The organism is Kitasatospora purpeofusca, from assembly GCF_036010405.1.
Lineage (GTDB): Bacteria > Actinomycetota > Actinomycetes > Streptomycetales > Streptomycetaceae > Kitasatospora > Kitasatospora purpeofusca.
On sequence record NZ_CP108561.1, the window covers coordinates 4,213,387 to 4,229,024 of the forward strand.

Sequence of the window (15,638 nt, forward strand, 5' to 3'; positions counted from 1 at the left end):
AATTAGCGCTTGCTGTACTGCGGCGCCTTGCGGGCCTTCTTGAGACCGGCCTTCTTGCGCTCGACGGCACGCGCGTCACGCATCAGGAAGCCGGCCTTCTTGAGGGCGGCGCGGTTGTTGTCCACGTCGGCCTCGTTCAGGGCACGCGCGACACCGAGGCGCAGCGCGTAGGCCTGACCGGAGACGCCGCCGCCGGAGATGCGGGCGACAACGTCGTAACGGCCGTCCAGCTCAAGGAGCTTGAAGGGCTCGTTCACGGTCTGCTGGTGCACCTTGTTGGGGAAGTAGTTCTCCAGGGTGCGACCGTTGATCTTCCACTGCCCGGTGCCCGGGACGATGCGCACGCGGGCGATCGCCTCCTTGCGACGGCCGAGGCCGGCGCCGGGGACGGCCTCGCCGAAGCGACCGGCCAGGGACTCGGAGGTGTACTCCTCGGAGGTGTACTCGCCCTCGACGACAGTCTCGTCGAACTCGACCTCAAGGGTTTCGGTGGTCTCGGCCACGGTGTTCCTCAGCTCTTTTCAGTGATGGGGGGCTTGGTGGCCGGAATTACTGCGCGACCTGGGTGATCTCGAACGGCACCGGCTGCTGCGCAGCGTGCGGGTGCTGGTCGCCCGAGTAGACCTTCAGCTTCGAGAGCATCTGACGACCCAGGGTGTTCTTGGGGATCATGCCCTTGATGGCCTTCTCGACGGCCTTCTCCGGGTTGTTCGCCAGGAGGTCGTCGTAGCGGACCGAGCGCAGACCGCCCGGGAAGCCCGAGTGGCGGTAGGCCAGCTTCTGGGTCTTCTTGTTACCGGACAGGTGCACCTTGTCCGCGTTGATGATGATGACGAAGTCACCAGTGTCAACGTGCGGCGCGTAGATCGCCTTGTGCTTACCCCGGAGGAGGTTGGCGGCCTGGGAGGCCAGGCGGCCGAGCACGACGTCGGACGCGTCGATGACGTGCCACTGACGCTGGACGTCGCCGGGCTTGGGGCTGTACGTACGCACGGTCGTAGCCTTCGCTTTTCAGTGAGTGAGTCCTGACAGGAGCACCTGGAGGAGGGATCAGCCTGGCCGCCTTGGACGCAATTCAAGGGGGAGCCGCTGGTCGTCGACCTGATGTCTCCGGCGTACCGACCTCTCACGTGAGATAGAGCGAGCCAATACGCACATCAAGCGCCCAGGCTACCGGGCCGGACGGGGACGGTCAAAATCCTCCCCGCCGGAACGGTCCCCCGGGCCCCTGATCAGCGGTCCCGCTCGACCCGGCTGACGTCCCAGACCGGCTCCGGGGACTCGTAGACCCGGCCGTCGGCGCCGAAAACCAGGAAGCGGTCGAAGGTCCGGGCAAACCACCGGTCGTGGGTGACGCACAACACAGTGCCGTCGAAGGCCTCCAGCCCGGTCTGCAGCGCCTCGGCGCTCTCCAGGTCCAGGTTGTCCGTCGGCTCGTCGAGCAGCAGCGCGGTGACACCGGACAGCTCCAGTTTGAGGATCATCAGCCGGGCCTGCTGCCCGCCGGAGAGCGACTCGAACTTCTGCTCCTCCTGCCGGTCCAGCTCGTACCGGCGCAGCACGCCCATAGCGGCGCCGCGGCCGAGCGCGTGCTCCTCCTCGACGATCGAGCGGACGGTGCGGCCGAGCAGCTCGGGGTGCGCGTGGGTCTGCCGGAAGTGGCCCGGCACCACCCGGGCGCCGAGCTTCCAGGAGCCGCTGTGGGCCACCGTGTCGTCGCCCGCCAGCAGCCGCAGGAAGTGCGACTTGCCGGAGCCGTTGGACCCCAGCACCCCGACCCGCTCGCCGTAGAAGACCTCCAGGTCGAAGGGCTTCATCAGACCGGTGAGCTCCAGCTGCTCCATGGTGAAGGCGCGCACTCCGGTGCGCCCGCCCTTGAGCCGCATGGTGATGCTCTGCTCGCGCGGCGGGGCCTCGGGCGGGCCGGCGTCCTCGAAACGCTTGAGCCTGGTCTGCGCGGCCGCGTAGCGGGAGGCCATGTCGTGGCTGATCGAGGCGGCCTGGCGCAGGTTGACGACGAGCTTCTTGAGCTTGGCGTGCTCCTCGTCCCAGCGGCGGCGCAGCTCCTCGAAGCGCTCGAAGCGGGCCTTGCGGGCCTCGTGGAAGGAGTCGAACCCGCCGCCGTGCACCCAGACGCTGGAGCCGGCCGCGCCGGACTCGACGCTGATGATCTTCTCGGCGGTGCGGGACAGCAGCTCGCGGTCGTGGGAGATGAACAGCACGGTCTTCGGGGTGGCCCTGATGGCCTCCTCCAGCCAGCGCTTGCCCGGGACGTCCAGGTAGTTGTCCGGCTCGTCGAGCAGCAGGACCTCCTCGGGACCGCGCAGCAGCGCCTCCAGGACGAGCCGCTTCTGCTCACCGCCGGAGAGCGTGTTCAGGCCGCGCCACTGGGCCTTGTCGAAGGGCATCCCGAGGGCCGCCGTGGTGCAGACGTCCCAGTCGGTCTCGTAGTCGTAGCCGCCGACGTCGGCCCAGTCGGAGAGCGCCTGGGCGTAGGCCATCTGCGTCTTCTCGTCGTCCTGGGCGATCATCGCCAGCTCGGCGGCGTCCACAGCGCGCGCGGCCTTGGCGATCCGCAGGGGGGCGACGGAGACCAGCAGGTCCCGGACCGAGGCGTCGGCGGGCAGCGCGCCCGGGCCCTCCTGCTCGTCGCCGGCCTTCTTCTGCTCCTCGCGGCCGGTGGTGCCGACGAACTGGCGCATCACGCCGAGCCCGCCGCTGATCGTCACCGAGCCGCCGTGCGGCTGGAGGTCGCCCGCGATCATGCGCAGCAGCGTGGTCTTGCCGGCGCCGTTGGCGCCGACCAGCGCGACGGCCGCGCCCTCCCCCACCCGGAAGGACGCGTCGTCGAACAGCACCCGCCCGTCCGGCAGGTAGTACTCCAGGTGCGAAATCTCGACGTGTCCCATGGGGGAGATTGTCCCAAGCCGCCGCCCCGGACCCAAATGGATTAGGGGAGCCCGGGGCCTGACGGGGCGGTGGGGGCGCCGGGGAGGGTGCGCATCCGGCGGGCGGCGCGGTTGCGCTCGGCGAGCAGGTCGTCGGCCGGGTAGCCGACCTCCTCCAGGGTCAGTCCGTACGGCCGGATCACGTTGACGGCGGAGTTGCGCACACCGCCGGCCAGCACCTCGCCCGGGAACTCCACCGGCCGGTGGCCGTCGCCGACCAGCAGCATCGCGCCGACCAGGGCGCGCACCATGTTGTGGCAGAAGGCGTCCGCCCGCACGGTGGCGACCGCGAGCGAGCCCTCCTGGGACGCGTAGCCGTCCACCGGGACCCGGTCCCAGCGCAGCTCCAGCAGGGTGCGGATGGTGGTCGCGCCCTCGCGCTTCTTGCAGTACGCCGCGAAGTCGTGCTCGCCCAGCAGCAGCCGGGCGGCGGCGTTCATCCGGTCCAGGTCGAGCGGCCGGTCGTGCCAGAGCACATGGCCGCGCAGCAGCGGGTCGACCCCGCCGGGGTGGTCCGCGACCCGGTAGGCGTAGCGGCGCCAGATCGCCGAGAAGCGGGCGTCGAAGCCGGCCGGGGCCTCGCCGACCCGGTAGATCCGGACGTCACCGGGCAGCCGCCCGGCCAGCCGGCGCATCAGCTTCTCCCGGTGCGCCTCCCACAGCTCGGCCGGCAGGTCGACGTGGGCGACCTGCCCCCGGGCGTGCACACCGGCGTCGGTGCGGCCGGCCACGGTGAGCGGGTGGAGCTCCTGGCTGCGGGTGACGATCTGCAGCGCGGTCTCGATCTCCTCCTGGACCGTCCGCCGGCCGCCCTTCTGCCGGGCCCAGCCGGAGAACTCGGCGCCGTGGTAGGCGAGGTCCAGCCGGACCCGGACGTACCCGTCGGCCGGGCCGTCCTTCACCGGCGGCCGCTCGGCGCAATCGTTGACCACTGCTCTCCCACTCCCTGGAGCTGGACCTGGACAAAGAGGAACGGGCCCGCTCCCCCACGGATGGGGAAGCGGGCCCGCAACACACCTGGTGGGTGTCAGGCCTGCTCGGCGGCCTCGGCCTCGTCGGCCTTGGGGGCCTCGACCTTGGCCTCGTCGGCCTCCTTGACGGCGCGCTTGGTGGCGGCCTCGGCCTCGCCGACGGCGTTCTGCGCGACGGTCAGCGACTCGACCAGCTCGATCACGGCCATCGGGGCGTTGTCGCCACGACGGGGACCGATCTTGGTGATACGGGTGTAGCCACCCGGGCGGTTCTCGTAGCGCGGCGCGATCTCGGTGAAGAGGGTGTGCAGCACCGAGATGTCGGTGATGGTCTTGCGCACCAGGCGACGGTTGTGGATGTCGCCCTTCTTCGCCTTGGTGATCAGCTTCTCCGCCAGCGGGCGCATCCGACGGGCCTTGGCCTCGGTCGTGGTGATGCGGCCGTACTGGAACAGCTCACGGCACAGACCGGCGAGCAGCAGCGGCTCGTGGTGCGGGCCGCCGCCGAGGCGGGCACCCTTGGTGGGACGCGGCATGGAATTACTCCTCGAATCTCCGACTGCGGCCGTACCAGGTACCGCAGCGGGCGTACGGGCACTGTGCCCGCACGACTTTCACGACGACGGGGGCGGTTCCGGGGAACCGCCCCCGCAGTCAAGTCTCTCAGTACTGCTCGGTCTCCGCGTAACCCGCGTCGTCCAGGTCGTCGGCGCCGAAGGCGTCGGCGGCGGCGGTCGGGTCGAACCCGGGCGGGCTGTCCTTGAGCGCCAGGCCCATGCCGGCCAGCTTCGCCTTGACCTCGTCGATCGACTTCGCACCAAAGTTGCGGATGTCGAGCAGGTCGGCCTCGGAGCGGGCCACGAGCTCACCCACGGTGTGGATGCCCTCGCGCTTGAGGCAGTTGTAGGAGCGGACCGTGAGCTCCAGCTCCTCGATCGGCAGCGCCAGGTCGGCGGCCAGGGCGGCGTCCGTCGGGGACGGGCCCATGTCGATGCCCTCGGCGTCGATGTTCAGCTCGCGGGCGAGACCGAACAGCTCCACCAGGGTCTTGCCGGCCGAGGCCATGGCGTCGCGCGGACGCATGGCGGGCTTGGTCTCGACGTCGACGATCAGCTTGTCGAAGTCGGTCCGCTGCTCGACACGGGTCGCCTCGACCTTGTAGGTGACCTTCAGCACGGGGCTGTAGATCGAGTCGACCGGGATGCGGCCGATCTCCTGGCCGGAGGCCTTGTTCTGGACGGCGGAGACGTAGCCGCGACCGCGCTCGACGGTCAGCTCCATCTCCAGCTTGCCCTTGCCGTTCAGCGTGGCGAGGATCAGCTCGGGGTTGTGGACCTCGACACCGGCCGGCGGGGCGATGTCGGCGGCGGTGACGACACCCGGGCCCTGCTTGCGCAGGTACATCACGACCGGCTCGTCGTGCTCCGAGGAGACGACCAGCTGCTTGATGTTGAGGATGAGGTCGGTGACGTCCTCCTTGACACCCGGCACGGTGGTGAACTCGTGCAGGACGCCGTCGACGCGGATGCTGGTGACAGCGGCACCCGGGATCGAGGAGAGGAGCGTGCGGCGCAGGGAGTTGCCGAGGGTGTAGCCGAAGCCCGGCTCGAGCGGCTCGATCACGAACCGCGAGCGGAACTCGTCGACGACCTCTTCGGTCAGCGAGGGGCGCTGAGCGATCAGCATGGGTCAGATCCTCCATTGATCTTCGGCACCCACTATTTGATGCCGAACAGAACCAGCGTACGGGGTCCCGTCGGAAACAGGACCCCGTACGAGGTTTAAAACGTGGACTGCGAGCCCGAAGGCGCTGCGTCAGACGCGGCGGCGCTTCGGCGGACGGCAGCCGTTGTGCGGGGTGGGGGTGACGTCCTGGATCGAGCCGACCTCCAGGCCGGTGGCCTGGAGCGAACGGATCGCGGTCTCGCGGCCGGAGCCCGGACCCTTCACGAAGACGTCAACCTTGCGCATGCCGTGCTCCTGCGCGCGACGGGCAGCGGCCTCGGCGGCCATCTGCGCGGCGAACGGGGTGGACTTGCGCGAGCCCTTGAAGCCGACGTGGCCGGCGGAGGCCCAGGAGATCACGTTGCCCGACGGGTCGGTGATCGAAACGATGGTGTTGTTGAACGTGCTCTTGATGTGCGCGTGGCCGTGAGCGACGTTCTTCTTTTCCTTGCGGCGGATCTTCTTCGCGCCGGCAGCCTGACGACCCTTGGGGGGCATAAGTCTGTTCTCCTACTGAGGTGGTCGGTCCGCTGACCCGCGGGCCGGAGGGATGTCCGGTTACGGGACGGACTACTTCTTGCCCGGCTTCTTCTTACCGGCGATCGCGCGACGCGGGCCCTTGCGGGTACGCGCGTTGGTGTGGGTGCGCTGACCGCGGACCGGCAGGCCGCGGCGGTGACGCAGGCCCTCGTAGCAGCCGATCTCGACCTTGCGGCGGATGTCGGCGGCCACCTCGCGGCGGAGGTCACCCTCGACCGTGAAGTTGGCGTCGATGTACTGGCCCAGCTTCACGAGGTCGTCCTCGGTGATGTCGCGGACGCGGACATCGGGGCTGACACCGGTCTCGGCGAGGGTCTGCTGGGCGCGGGTACGGCCGATGCCGTACACGTACGTAAGGGCGATCTCGATCCGCTTCTCACGGGGGAGATCAACGCCGGCGAGGCGTGCCATTCAAGGCTCCTGTTTTTCTTCAGAGGTCTCGCGTGCTGCCTACTCCTTCGCCTCTCGACGATGGAGCCCCGGCCTCTGACCGGGGGTGGCAGTCCGTCCTCGGAAGGACGGATCGGGCAGCCCGCTTATGACGTTTTTCGCGTCGCGCGAAGTACTACGAGAAATGCTGAGGGGAACTGATCAGCCCTGGCGCTGCTTGTGGCGCAGGTTGTCGCAGATCACCATGACCCGGCCGTGACGGCGGATCACCTTGCACTTGTCGCAGATCTTCTTGACGCTCGGCTTGACCTTCATGCTTCAGGTTCTCCGGGTCTAGATCTGGCGTTCTTACTTGTAGCGGTAGACGATCCGGCCACGCGTCAGGTCGTAGGGGCTGAGCTCCACCACGACCCGGTCGTCCGGCAGGATGCGGATGTAGTGCATGCGCATCTTGCCACTGATGTGCGCGAGGACCTTGTGACCGTTCTGCAGCTCGACCTTGAACATCGCGTTCGGAAGAGACTCGATCACGGTGCCCTCGATCTCAATGGCGCCTTGCTTCTTAGCCATGAACTGCGAGATCCACCTTCCGGGACCGGCTACCGTATGCGGCACGCTCGTGCGAACCTGGGTCCACCCCGACCCCGGCGAGGGGGAAGAGGGCGTGCTGGAGCACGCTACGAGTGAGCCGACGGTCCATCCTACGCCAGCGCGAGGGATGCACCAAAACGGGGCTCCCGGTCAGCGGCCGGTCGCGGCGGCCGGAACGACCGGAACGGCCAGCGGATCGACGTGGGCGGTGCAGGCCGAGCAGCGGCGGGCGGCCTCGGGGATCTCGGTCAGGCACTCCGGGCACGGACGCTTCGGGGTCTTCGGCTTCTTCGGCATGTACCGGGCGGTCGCCTTGGTCACCGGCAGGACCACGCAGAAGTAGAGCACCGCGGCGGTCATGAAGAACGCGATCAGCACGTTGAGGAACTGCCCGTACGGGAAGGTCACCCCGGCGATGGTCGCCTTGTACGAGCCGAAGTCGCCGGCGGCGCCGACCACCACACCCACCAGCGGGGTGAGGAAGGCGGACACGAAGCCGGTCACCACACCGGTGAACGCGGCACCGATGACGACACCGACCGCCATGTCGACCACGTTGCCGCGCATCATGAAGTCGCGGAATCCCTTGAACACTGCACTCTCCTCGCTCGAAGCCACTGCCAGCGCATAAAAATAGGACAAAAGCCCTGGAGGTCCAAACCTCCAGGGCTTCGCGTCCTTCGCCGGGCCGTCGGCCGGCGCCGTCGACTACGAACCGAGCGGGTCCGGCGCGGCCGTGACACCCAGCCTGGCCAGCATCTCCTTGCCGCCGTCGAAGGCGGTGAGCACCAGCGGGCCTTCCTCGGTGACCGCCACCGAGTGCTCCCAGTGCGAGGCCCAGGTACCGTCGTTGGTGACCACGGTCCAGTCGTCCTCCAGCACCGAGGTGTGCGGGGTGCCGAGCGAGACCATCGGCTCGATCGCCAGCACGGTGCCGGGGACGAGCTTCATGCCCTTGCCCCGGCCGCGCTCGACGTAGTTCAGCACGTGCGGCTCCATGTGCATCGCGGTGCCGATGCCGTGGCCGCCGTAGCCCTCGGTGATGCCCCACTTGCCCTTGGGCGGCAGCGGCTGGCGGCGGATGAAGCCCTCGATCGCCTTGGAGACGTCGACCAGGCGGTTGCTCTTGCGCATCTGGGCGATGCCCGCCCACATCGACCCCTCGGTGACCCGGCTCAGCATCTCGACCTCGGGGCTCACCTCGCCGACCGCGACCGAGATCGCCGCGTCGCCGTGCCAGCCGTCCAGGATCGCGCCGCAGTCGATCGAGATGAGGTCGCCCTCCTGGAGCACCCGCTCACCGGGGATGCCGTGGACGACCTCGTTGTTCACCGAGGCGCAGATGACGCCCGGGAACCACAGGCCGCCGTGGTCCGCCCGGAAGTTCGAGGTCGCACCGTGGCCGGTGATGACCTTGTCCGCGATGTCGTTGAGCTCCTGGGTGGTGATTCCCGGGGCGACCGCCTCGCGGCACGCCTTGAGCGCCTCGGCGACGACCAGCCCGGCCGCTCGCATCTTCGCGATCTGCTCGGGGGTCTTGATCTCCACCATCTGGGTCACGCCTTCCTTGGGTTCCCGCGCGGTCCTTGCCGGCGGCCGTGCACTCGTTCCACCGTACGACGCCGTACGGCCGCGCTGCCCATGGGCGGGCAGCGCGGCCGTACGTACGTCGCTGAAAAAAATCAGCTGTTCTGCTTCAGCGCCTCGATCGCGCGCGTGGTGACCTCGTCCACCTTGCCGAGCGCGGGGATCGTGGCGATCAGACCCTGCTGGCGGTAGTAGTCGATGATCGGCTCGGTCTCCGTGTGGTAGACCTCCAGCCGGGTCCGCACCGCTTCCTCGGTGTCGTCCGAGCGCTGGTACAGCTCGCCGCCGCACTCGTCGCAGACGCCCTCGGTCTTCGGCGGGTTGTAGACCGCGTGGAACACGTGGCCGCCGTCGTTGCGGCACAGCCGGCGGCCGGCGATCCGGCGGACGACCTCGTCCTCGGGGACCTCCAGGTCCAGCACGCCGTCCAGCGCGATGCCCTGCTCGGTGAGGAACTCGTCCAGCGCCTTCGCCTGGCCCAGGTTCCGCGGGAAACCGTCCAGCAGGAAGCCGTTGGCGGCGTCCTCCTGGACCATGCGGTCCTTGGCCATCGCGATGGTGACCTCGTCGGGCACCAGGCGGCCCGCGTCCATGTAGCTCTTGGCCTCGACACCCAGCGGGGTGCCCTGGTTGATGTTGGCGCGGAACAGGTCGCCGGTCGAGATGTGGGGAATGGACAGGGTCTTGGCGAGGAGGTGCGCCTGAGTACCCTTCCCGGCCCCGGGGGGTCCGACGAGGACGATACGCATCAGCGGAGGAACCCTTCGTAATTGCGCTGCTGGAGCTGGCTCTCGATCTGCTTCACAGTTTCGAGTCCGACGCCGACGACGATGAGAACGCTGGTGCCGCCGAACGGGAAGTTGGTCTGCTGTCCGAAGGCGACCAGGGCGATCATCGGGATCAACGCGATCAGGCCCAGGTAGAGCGAACCCGGCCACGTGATGCGGGTGAGCACGTAGTTCAGGTACTCGGCCGTCGGGCGGCCGGCCCGGATACCCGGGATGAACCCACCATACTTCTTCATGTTGTCGGCAACTTCTTCGGGGTTGAAGGAGATCGCGACGTAGAAGAAGGCGAAGAAGACGATCAGCAGGAAGTACGTGGCCATGTAGACCGGGTGGTCACCGCGGACGAAGTGCTTGGTGATCCAGACCGCCCAGCTCGACTGACTGCTGGTCAGCTGAACCACCAGGGCGGGGATGTACAGCAGCGACGAGGCGAAGATGACCGGGATGACACCGGCCTGGTTCACCTTGAGCGGGATGTAGGTCGACGTACCGCCGAAGGCCCGACGGCCGATCATCCGCTTCGCGTACTGCACCGGGATCCGGCGCTGCGCCTGCTCGACGAAGATGACGAGCATCACAACGATGATGCCGACCGCGACGACCGAGAGGAACTCGACCCAGCCGCCGCCGATGGTGCCGGACTGCTTGATCGCCCACATCGAGGTGGGGAACTGCGCGGCGATCGAGGTGAAGATCAGCAGCGACATGCCGTTGCCGATACCCCGGTCGGTGATGAGCTCACCGAGCCACATGATCACCGTGGTGCCGGCGGTCATGGTCAGGACCATCACGGCGATCCGGAAGACCCCGGTGTCCGGGACGATCTGGTTGGCGTAGACGCACCCGGAGAAGAGGGCGCCGCTGGACGCGGTCGCCACGATCCCGGTGCCCTGGAGGACCGCCAGCGCGATGGTCAGGTAGCGGGTGTACTGGGTGATCTTCGCCTGGCCGGCCTGCCCCTCCTTCTTCAGCGCCTCGAGTCGTGGGATCACGACCGTGAGGAGCTGGAGGATGATGCTCGCCGTGATGTACGGCATGATGCCGAGGGCGAAGATCGTCAACTGGAGCAGAGCGCCGCCGGAGAACAGGTTCACCAGGCCGAAGAGCCCGTTGTTCTTGGTCTCCTTGATGCAGGCGTGAACCGCCTCGAAGTCGACCCCGGGTACGGGAACGTGCGAGCCCAGCCGGAACAGCACCATGATGCCCAGCGTGAACAGCAGCTTCTTGCGCAGGTCGGGCGTCTGGAACGCCCGCGCGAACGCACTGAGCACGGTGCCTCCTGCGCCTCCCGCACGTCGTCGGCGGGAGGGTCGGTCCTGGAATGGGGAGTTTGCGGTTCGGGCCCCGTACAGACGGCACAGGCGAGCCTGCGCGCAGCCTACAAGGGAACTCCACGGACTCTAACAGTGCACGGCCACTCGAAAGAAGCGCGTACGCCCTCTCCCCCACTCATGGGGTACGGGATGCCCGGTTTTGCCACACAAAAGAACGAGGGGCCGTTCGCCGCAATCCGGACCGCCCCGGGGCGGGGAAAGTCCGGAAAAGGCGTGAGCCCCGCGCTTCCCTGAACGGGAAACGCGGGGCTCACGAAGTCAGCGGGCTCAGACGAGCTCGGTGACGGTGCCGCCGGCGGCGACGATCTTCTCGGTGGCGGTGCCGGAGACGGCGTCGACCGTCACCTGCAGGGCGACCGAGATCTCGCCGGTGCCGAGCACCTTGACGAGGGAGTTCTTGCGAACCGCGCCCTTGGCGACCAGGTCCTCGACCGTGACCGCGCCACCCTGCGGGTAGAGCTCGGCCAGCTTGTCGAGGTTGACGACCTGGAACGTGATCTTGAACGGGTTCTTGAAGCCCTTCAGCTTCGGCAGACGCATGTGGAGCGGCATCTGGCCACCCTCGAAGCGCTGCGGAACCTGGTAGCGGGCCTTGGTGCCCTTGGTACCACGACCAGCGGTCTTACCCTTGGACGCCTCGCCACGACCCACGCGGATCTTGTCGGTCTTGGCACCCGGGGCGGGACGCAGGTTGTGGATCTTGATCGGGTTCTCGCCCATGATCAGTCCACCTCCTCAACCGTCACGAGGTGACGAACGGTCTGGGCCATCCCGCGGATCTCGGGACGGTCCTCCTTCACCACGACGTCGTGCATGCGCTTGAGACCAAGCGAACGCAGGGTGTCACGGTGATTCTGCTTGCTGCCGATGTACGACTTGGTCTGCGTGATCTTGAGGCGAGCCATCAGGCGCTCACCCCAGCAGCACGCGCCCGCAGCAGAGCGGCGGGGGCCACGTCCTCCAGCGGCAGACCACGACGGGCCGCGATCTCCTCGGGGCGCACGAGGCCCTTCAGAGCGGCCACGGTGGCGTGCACGATGTTGATCGCGTTGTCCGAGCCGAGCGACTTCGACAGGATGTCGTGGATGCCGGCGCACTCCAGGACGGCGCGCACCGGGCCACCGGCGATAACACCGGTACCGGGGGCGGCGGGCTTCAGGAGCACGACGCCGGCAGCCTTCTCACCCTGGATCGGGTGGGGGATGGTGCCCTGGATACGGGGGACCTTGAAGAAGTTCTTCTTGGCCTCCTCAACACCCTTGGCGATGGCGGCCGGAACCTCCTTCGCCTTCCCGTAACCGACACCCACGGTGCCATCGCCATCGCCCACCACGACCAGCGCGGTGAAGGAGAAACGACGACCACCCTTGACAACCTTGGCGACACGGTTGATCGCGACGACGCGCTCGACGTAAGCGGTCTTCTCGACGGCGGGGGCGTTGCCCCGGTCGTCACGCTTACGGTCGCGCCGCTCGCCACCGGTGCCGCCGCCGGCGCCGCTACCGCGGCGCTGGGGTCCAGCCATTGGAATTACCTCTCTCGATTACGTCCGCCGACAGAGTCGACGAGCGGCTTAGAAGTCGAGCCCGGCCTCGCGAGCCGCGTCCGCCAGGGCGGCGATGCGGCCGGCGTACCGGTTGCCCGCGCGGTCGAAGACGACCGACTCGATGCCGGCAGCCTTGGCGCGCTCGGCGACCAGGCTCCCGACCTTCTTGGCCAGCTCGGTCTTGTCGCCCTCGGCGCCCTTGATGGACACGTCGAGGGTGGACGCCGACGCCAGGGTGTGACCCTTGGCGTCGTCGATGACCTGGGCGACCATGTGACGGTTCGAGCGCGTCACGACGAGGCGCGGACGCACCTCGTTGCCGACGACGCGCTTGCGAACGCGGATCGCGCGGCGCTTGCGAGCGGCGCTCTTGTAGGCGTTGCCCTTGCCGATCTTGACAGAGACACTCATCGCTTACTTACCACTCTTTCCGACCTTGCGGCGGATAACCTCGCCCGCGTACTTGACGCCCTTGGCCTTGTACGGGTCGGGCTTGCGCAGCTTGCGGATCTTCGCGGCGACCTCGCCGACCTTCTGCTTGTCGATGCCGTCCACGTGGAACTTGGTGGCCGACTCGACGACGAAGGAGATGCCCTCGGGGGCCTCAACGAGGATCGGGTGGCTGTAGCCCAGCTGGAACTCCATGTCGGAGCCCTTCGCCAGAACTCGGTAGCCGACACCGCTGATCTCCAGCGACTTGCGGTAGCCCGCGGTCACACCGGTGATCATGTTCGCCACCAGCGTGCGGGTCAGGCCGTGCAGGGCCTTCGACTGACGCTCGTCGTTGGGGCGGGTGACAGCCAGAATGCCGTCCTCGCCCTTGCCGATCTCGATCGGCGCGGCGACGACGTGGGTGAGGGAGCCCTTCGGACCCTTCACCGAGACCGTCTGGCCATCGATGGTGACGTCCACGCCAGCGGGGACCTGGATGGGCAGCCGTCCAATGCGCGACATTGCTGTACCTCCGTTTCCCGAATTACCAGACGTAGGCGAGAACTTCTCCGCCTACGCCCTTCTTGGCGGCCTGCTTGTCGGTCAGGAGGCCGGAGGACGTGGAGATGATCGCCACGCCCAGGCCGCCGAGAACCTTCGGCAGGTTGGTGGACTTTGCGTAAACGCGCAGACCCGGCTTGCTGATGCGCTTGATGCCGGCAATGGAGCGCTCACGGTTGGGGCCGAACTTGAGCTCGATGGTCAGCTTCTTGCCGACCTCGCCCTCAACCGGCTCCTCAACCTTGTAGGAGGAGATGTACCCCTCCTGCTGCAGGATCTCGGCGACGTGCGCCTTGATCTTGCTGGCCGGCATCGCCACGGAGTCGTGGTACGCCGAGTTCGCGTTACGCAGACGCGTGAGCATGTCTGCGATGGGGTCGGTCATGGTCATGATGGCCTCAGGCCTCTCTCGCCGCGGTTTCTCCGCGCCAGGTCCCCCTGCCGGACTCTTCCGAGTTCGTCAGGGGCACAAGCGCAGGGGACCTGCGACGTCGTAAGACTGGGTGCGAGCCCTCTCGCAAGAGGGCCACGGACATCCATGGGGAAGCCGTGGCAGGGGGCCCGACCCCACTACCTTACGGGACTCCGTACGGCAGGCCCAAAACGGGCCGGTGTGGGATCGGGCACCTCTGCTTCGCTGGGTGCCCAGGGCACCTGGCTCTCCTCGGTGAAGAGGACTACCAGGAGCTCTTGGTCACGCCCGGCAGCTCGCCGCGGTGCGCCATCTCACGGAGGCAGACACGGCAGAGGCCGAACTTGCGGTACACCGAGTGCGGGCGACCGCAGCGCTGGCACCGGGTGTAGGCCCGGACGCCGAACTTCGGCTTCCGCTCGGCCTTTGCGATGAGGGACTTCTTCGCCATTGGCTCACGCCTCCTTGAACGGGAAGCCCAGAGCACGCAGGAGCGCCCGGCCCTCGTCGTCGGTCTGAGCGGTGGTCACGACGGTGATGTCCATACCGCGCTGACGGTCGACCTTGTCCTGGTCGATCTCGTGGAACATAACCTGCTCGGTCAGACCGAAGGTGTAGTTGCCACGGCCGTCGAACTGCTTCGGCGAGAGGCCGCGGAAGTCACGGATTCGCGGCAGGGCCAGCGAAACCAGACGGTCCAGGAACTCCCACATGCGGTCACCACGGAGGGTGACGTGGGTGCCGATCGGCTGGCCCTCACGCAGCTTGAACTGCGCGATGGACTTGCGAGCCTTGGTCACAGCCGGCTTCTGGCCGGTGATCGCGGTGAGGTCGCGGATCGCGCCCTCGATCAGCTTGCTGTCACGGGCGGCCTCGCCGACACCCATGTTGACGACGACCTTGACCAGGCCGGGCGTCAGCATGACGTTCTCGTACGAGAACTGCTCCTGCAGCTGACCCTTGATCTCGGAGTTGTAACGCTCCTTGAGACGGGGGGTCACCTTCTCAACAGTCGTCTCAGACATCAGATGTCCTCACCGGTTCGCTTGGCAACGCGGATCTTGTTGCCCTCGTCGTCGAAGCGGTAGCCAACGCGGGTGACGACCTTCTTGCCGTCCTTCTCCACGACCAGCTGGACGTTGGAGACGTGCACCGGGGCCTCGACGGTGACGATGCCACCCTGAGTGCCCGGGCCCGGCTTGGTGTGCTTCTTGACCCGGTTGACACCCTCGACCAGGACCTTGTTCTCGGCGGGCATGGCCTGAATGACCTTGCCCTGCTTGCCGCGGTCCTTGCCGGTGATGACCTGGACCAGGTCACCCTTCTTGATCTTCATGCTGTTCGCCATGAGTTAGAGCACCTCCGGCGCAAGCGAGATGATCTTCATGAACTTCTTGTCACGCAGCTCGCGGCCCACCGGGCCGAAGATGCGGGTACCGCGGGGGTCGCCATCGGTGTTCTTGAGGACGACAGCGGCGTTCTCGTCGAACCGGATGTACGAACCGTCGGGACGACGGCGCGACTTCACGGTGCGGACGACGACGCACTTGACGACGTCACCCTTCTTGACCGAACCGCCGGGGATCGCGTCCTTGACGGTCGCGACGATGACGTCCCCGATGCCGGCGTAGCGGCGACCGGAACCGCCGAGAACGCGGATGCAAAGGATTTCCTTCGCGCCCGTGTTGTCGGCGACTCGCAGTCGCGACTCCTGCTGGATCACAGCTTTCTCCTGATCGTCAACGAGAGCTGACGGGCCGGCCGCTGCTCACACCAGCGCCCGCGAGGGACCTGGTGCACATACGGCCGTACC

At 67.6% G+C, this 15,638-nt stretch carries 24 protein-coding genes; all 24 read right to left on the reverse strand.

Annotation, left to right across the window (positions count from 1 at the left end):
- Positions 1-2: 2 nt before the first annotated feature.
- Positions 3-503, reverse strand: coding sequence for a 30S ribosomal protein S9 (gene rpsI / locus OG715_RS18480; RefSeq protein ID WP_266269895.1), 501 nt, complete (start codon positions 501-503; stop codon positions 3-5).
- A gap of 46 nt (positions 504-549) precedes the next feature.
- Positions 550-993, reverse strand: coding sequence for a 50S ribosomal protein L13 (rplM, locus tag OG715_RS18485; protein WP_266269896.1), 444 nt, complete (start codon positions 991-993; stop codon positions 550-552).
- A gap of 239 nt (positions 994-1,232) precedes the next feature.
- Positions 1,233-2,909, reverse strand: coding sequence for an ABC-F family ATP-binding cassette domain-containing protein (locus OG715_RS18490; RefSeq protein WP_266269897.1), 1,677 nt, complete (start codon positions 2,907-2,909; stop codon positions 1,233-1,235).
- Between the two features lie 41 nt (positions 2,910-2,950).
- Positions 2,951-3,880 carry a tRNA pseudouridine(38-40) synthase TruA gene (gene truA, locus OG715_RS18495; protein WP_266269898.1) on the reverse strand — a complete coding sequence of 310 codons (930 nt, stop codon included), beginning with the start codon at positions 3,878-3,880 and terminating at the stop codon, positions 2,951-2,953.
- A gap of 95 nt (positions 3,881-3,975) precedes the next feature.
- The gene (rplQ, locus tag OG715_RS18500) at positions 3,976-4,455 is read right to left on the reverse strand and encodes a 50S ribosomal protein L17 (RefSeq protein WP_266269899.1); all 480 of its coding nucleotides are present in this window, start codon (positions 4,453-4,455) and stop codon (positions 3,976-3,978) included.
- A 127-nt stretch (positions 4,456-4,582) separates the two neighbouring features.
- Positions 4,583-5,605: a DNA-directed RNA polymerase subunit alpha gene (locus tag OG715_RS18505; protein ID WP_030393313.1), complete on the reverse strand. Its 1,023-nt coding sequence runs from the start codon at positions 5,603-5,605 to the stop codon at positions 4,583-4,585.
- A gap of 129 nt (positions 5,606-5,734) precedes the next feature.
- Entirely contained in the window at positions 5,735-6,142 is a 408-nt protein-coding gene (rpsK, locus tag OG715_RS18510) for a 30S ribosomal protein S11 (protein ID WP_014136257.1), read from the reverse strand.
- A gap of 72 nt (positions 6,143-6,214) precedes the next feature.
- Positions 6,215-6,595 carry a 30S ribosomal protein S13 gene (gene rpsM / locus OG715_RS18515; RefSeq protein ID WP_266269900.1) on the reverse strand — a complete coding sequence of 127 codons (381 nt, stop codon included), beginning with the start codon at positions 6,593-6,595 and terminating at the stop codon, positions 6,215-6,217.
- Between the two features lie 180 nt (positions 6,596-6,775).
- Positions 6,776-6,889, reverse strand: a complete 114-nt coding sequence (rpmJ, locus tag OG715_RS18520) for a 50S ribosomal protein L36 (protein ID WP_003956441.1) — start codon at positions 6,887-6,889, stop codon at positions 6,776-6,778.
- A gap of 33 nt (positions 6,890-6,922) precedes the next feature.
- The gene (gene infA / locus OG715_RS18525; RefSeq protein ID WP_003956442.1) at positions 6,923-7,144 is read right to left on the reverse strand and encodes a translation initiation factor IF-1; all 222 of its coding nucleotides are present in this window, start codon (positions 7,142-7,144) and stop codon (positions 6,923-6,925) included.
- Positions 7,145-7,315: 171 nt separating this feature from the next.
- Positions 7,316-7,759, reverse strand: coding sequence for a large conductance mechanosensitive channel protein MscL (gene mscL / locus OG715_RS18530; RefSeq protein WP_266269901.1), 444 nt, complete (start codon positions 7,757-7,759; stop codon positions 7,316-7,318).
- A 114-nt stretch (positions 7,760-7,873) separates the two neighbouring features.
- Complete coding sequence (gene map / locus OG715_RS18535) at positions 7,874-8,716, reverse strand: type I methionyl aminopeptidase (protein ID WP_266271729.1); 843 nt, start codon at positions 8,714-8,716, stop codon at positions 7,874-7,876.
- A 131-nt stretch (positions 8,717-8,847) separates the two neighbouring features.
- Complete coding sequence (locus OG715_RS18540) at positions 8,848-9,501, reverse strand: adenylate kinase (protein ID WP_266269902.1); 654 nt, start codon at positions 9,499-9,501, stop codon at positions 8,848-8,850.
- A complete protein-coding gene (gene secY, locus OG715_RS18545; RefSeq protein WP_266269903.1) occupies positions 9,501-10,811 on the reverse strand; it encodes a preprotein translocase subunit SecY in 1,311 nt (436 codons plus the stop codon). The genes OG715_RS18540 and secY overlap by 1 nt, the downstream gene beginning before the upstream one ends.
- A 330-nt stretch (positions 10,812-11,141) precedes the next feature.
- Positions 11,142-11,594: a 50S ribosomal protein L15 gene (rplO, locus tag OG715_RS18550; RefSeq protein WP_266269904.1), complete on the reverse strand. Its 453-nt coding sequence runs from the start codon at positions 11,592-11,594 to the stop codon at positions 11,142-11,144.
- A gap of 2 nt (positions 11,595-11,596) precedes the next feature.
- Positions 11,597-11,779, reverse strand: a complete 183-nt coding sequence (gene rpmD, locus OG715_RS18555; protein ID WP_030251557.1) for a 50S ribosomal protein L30 — start codon at positions 11,777-11,779, stop codon at positions 11,597-11,599.
- Entirely contained in the window at positions 11,779-12,399 is a 621-nt protein-coding gene (gene rpsE / locus OG715_RS18560; protein ID WP_030393306.1) for a 30S ribosomal protein S5, read from the reverse strand. Before rpsE ends, rpmD begins: the two co-directional genes overlap by 1 nt.
- Before the next feature lie 48 nt (positions 12,400-12,447).
- Complete coding sequence (rplR, locus tag OG715_RS18565) at positions 12,448-12,831, reverse strand: 50S ribosomal protein L18 (protein ID WP_030393305.1); 384 nt, start codon at positions 12,829-12,831, stop codon at positions 12,448-12,450.
- 3 nt (positions 12,832-12,834) lie between these two features.
- Positions 12,835-13,374 carry a 50S ribosomal protein L6 gene (rplF, locus tag OG715_RS18570; protein ID WP_030393304.1) on the reverse strand — a complete coding sequence of 180 codons (540 nt, stop codon included), beginning with the start codon at positions 13,372-13,374 and terminating at the stop codon, positions 12,835-12,837.
- 22 nt (positions 13,375-13,396) lie between these two features.
- A complete protein-coding gene (rpsH, locus tag OG715_RS18575) occupies positions 13,397-13,804 on the reverse strand; it encodes a 30S ribosomal protein S8 (protein WP_030055831.1) in 408 nt (135 codons plus the stop codon).
- Positions 13,805-14,090: 286 nt separating this feature from the next.
- Positions 14,091-14,276: a type Z 30S ribosomal protein S14 gene (locus OG715_RS18580; RefSeq protein WP_030393303.1), complete on the reverse strand. Its 186-nt coding sequence runs from the start codon at positions 14,274-14,276 to the stop codon at positions 14,091-14,093.
- 4 nt (positions 14,277-14,280) lie between these two features.
- Entirely contained in the window at positions 14,281-14,850 is a 570-nt protein-coding gene (gene rplE / locus OG715_RS18585) for a 50S ribosomal protein L5 (protein ID WP_030393302.1), read from the reverse strand.
- Positions 14,850-15,161, reverse strand: coding sequence for a 50S ribosomal protein L24 (gene rplX, locus OG715_RS18590; protein ID WP_030055828.1), 312 nt, complete (start codon positions 15,159-15,161; stop codon positions 14,850-14,852). The genes rplE and rplX overlap by 1 nt, the downstream gene beginning before the upstream one ends.
- A 15-nt stretch (positions 15,162-15,176) precedes the next feature.
- Positions 15,177-15,548, reverse strand: coding sequence for a 50S ribosomal protein L14 (rplN, locus tag OG715_RS18595; RefSeq protein ID WP_030393301.1), 372 nt, complete (start codon positions 15,546-15,548; stop codon positions 15,177-15,179).
- Positions 15,549-15,638 lie beyond the last annotated feature (90 nt).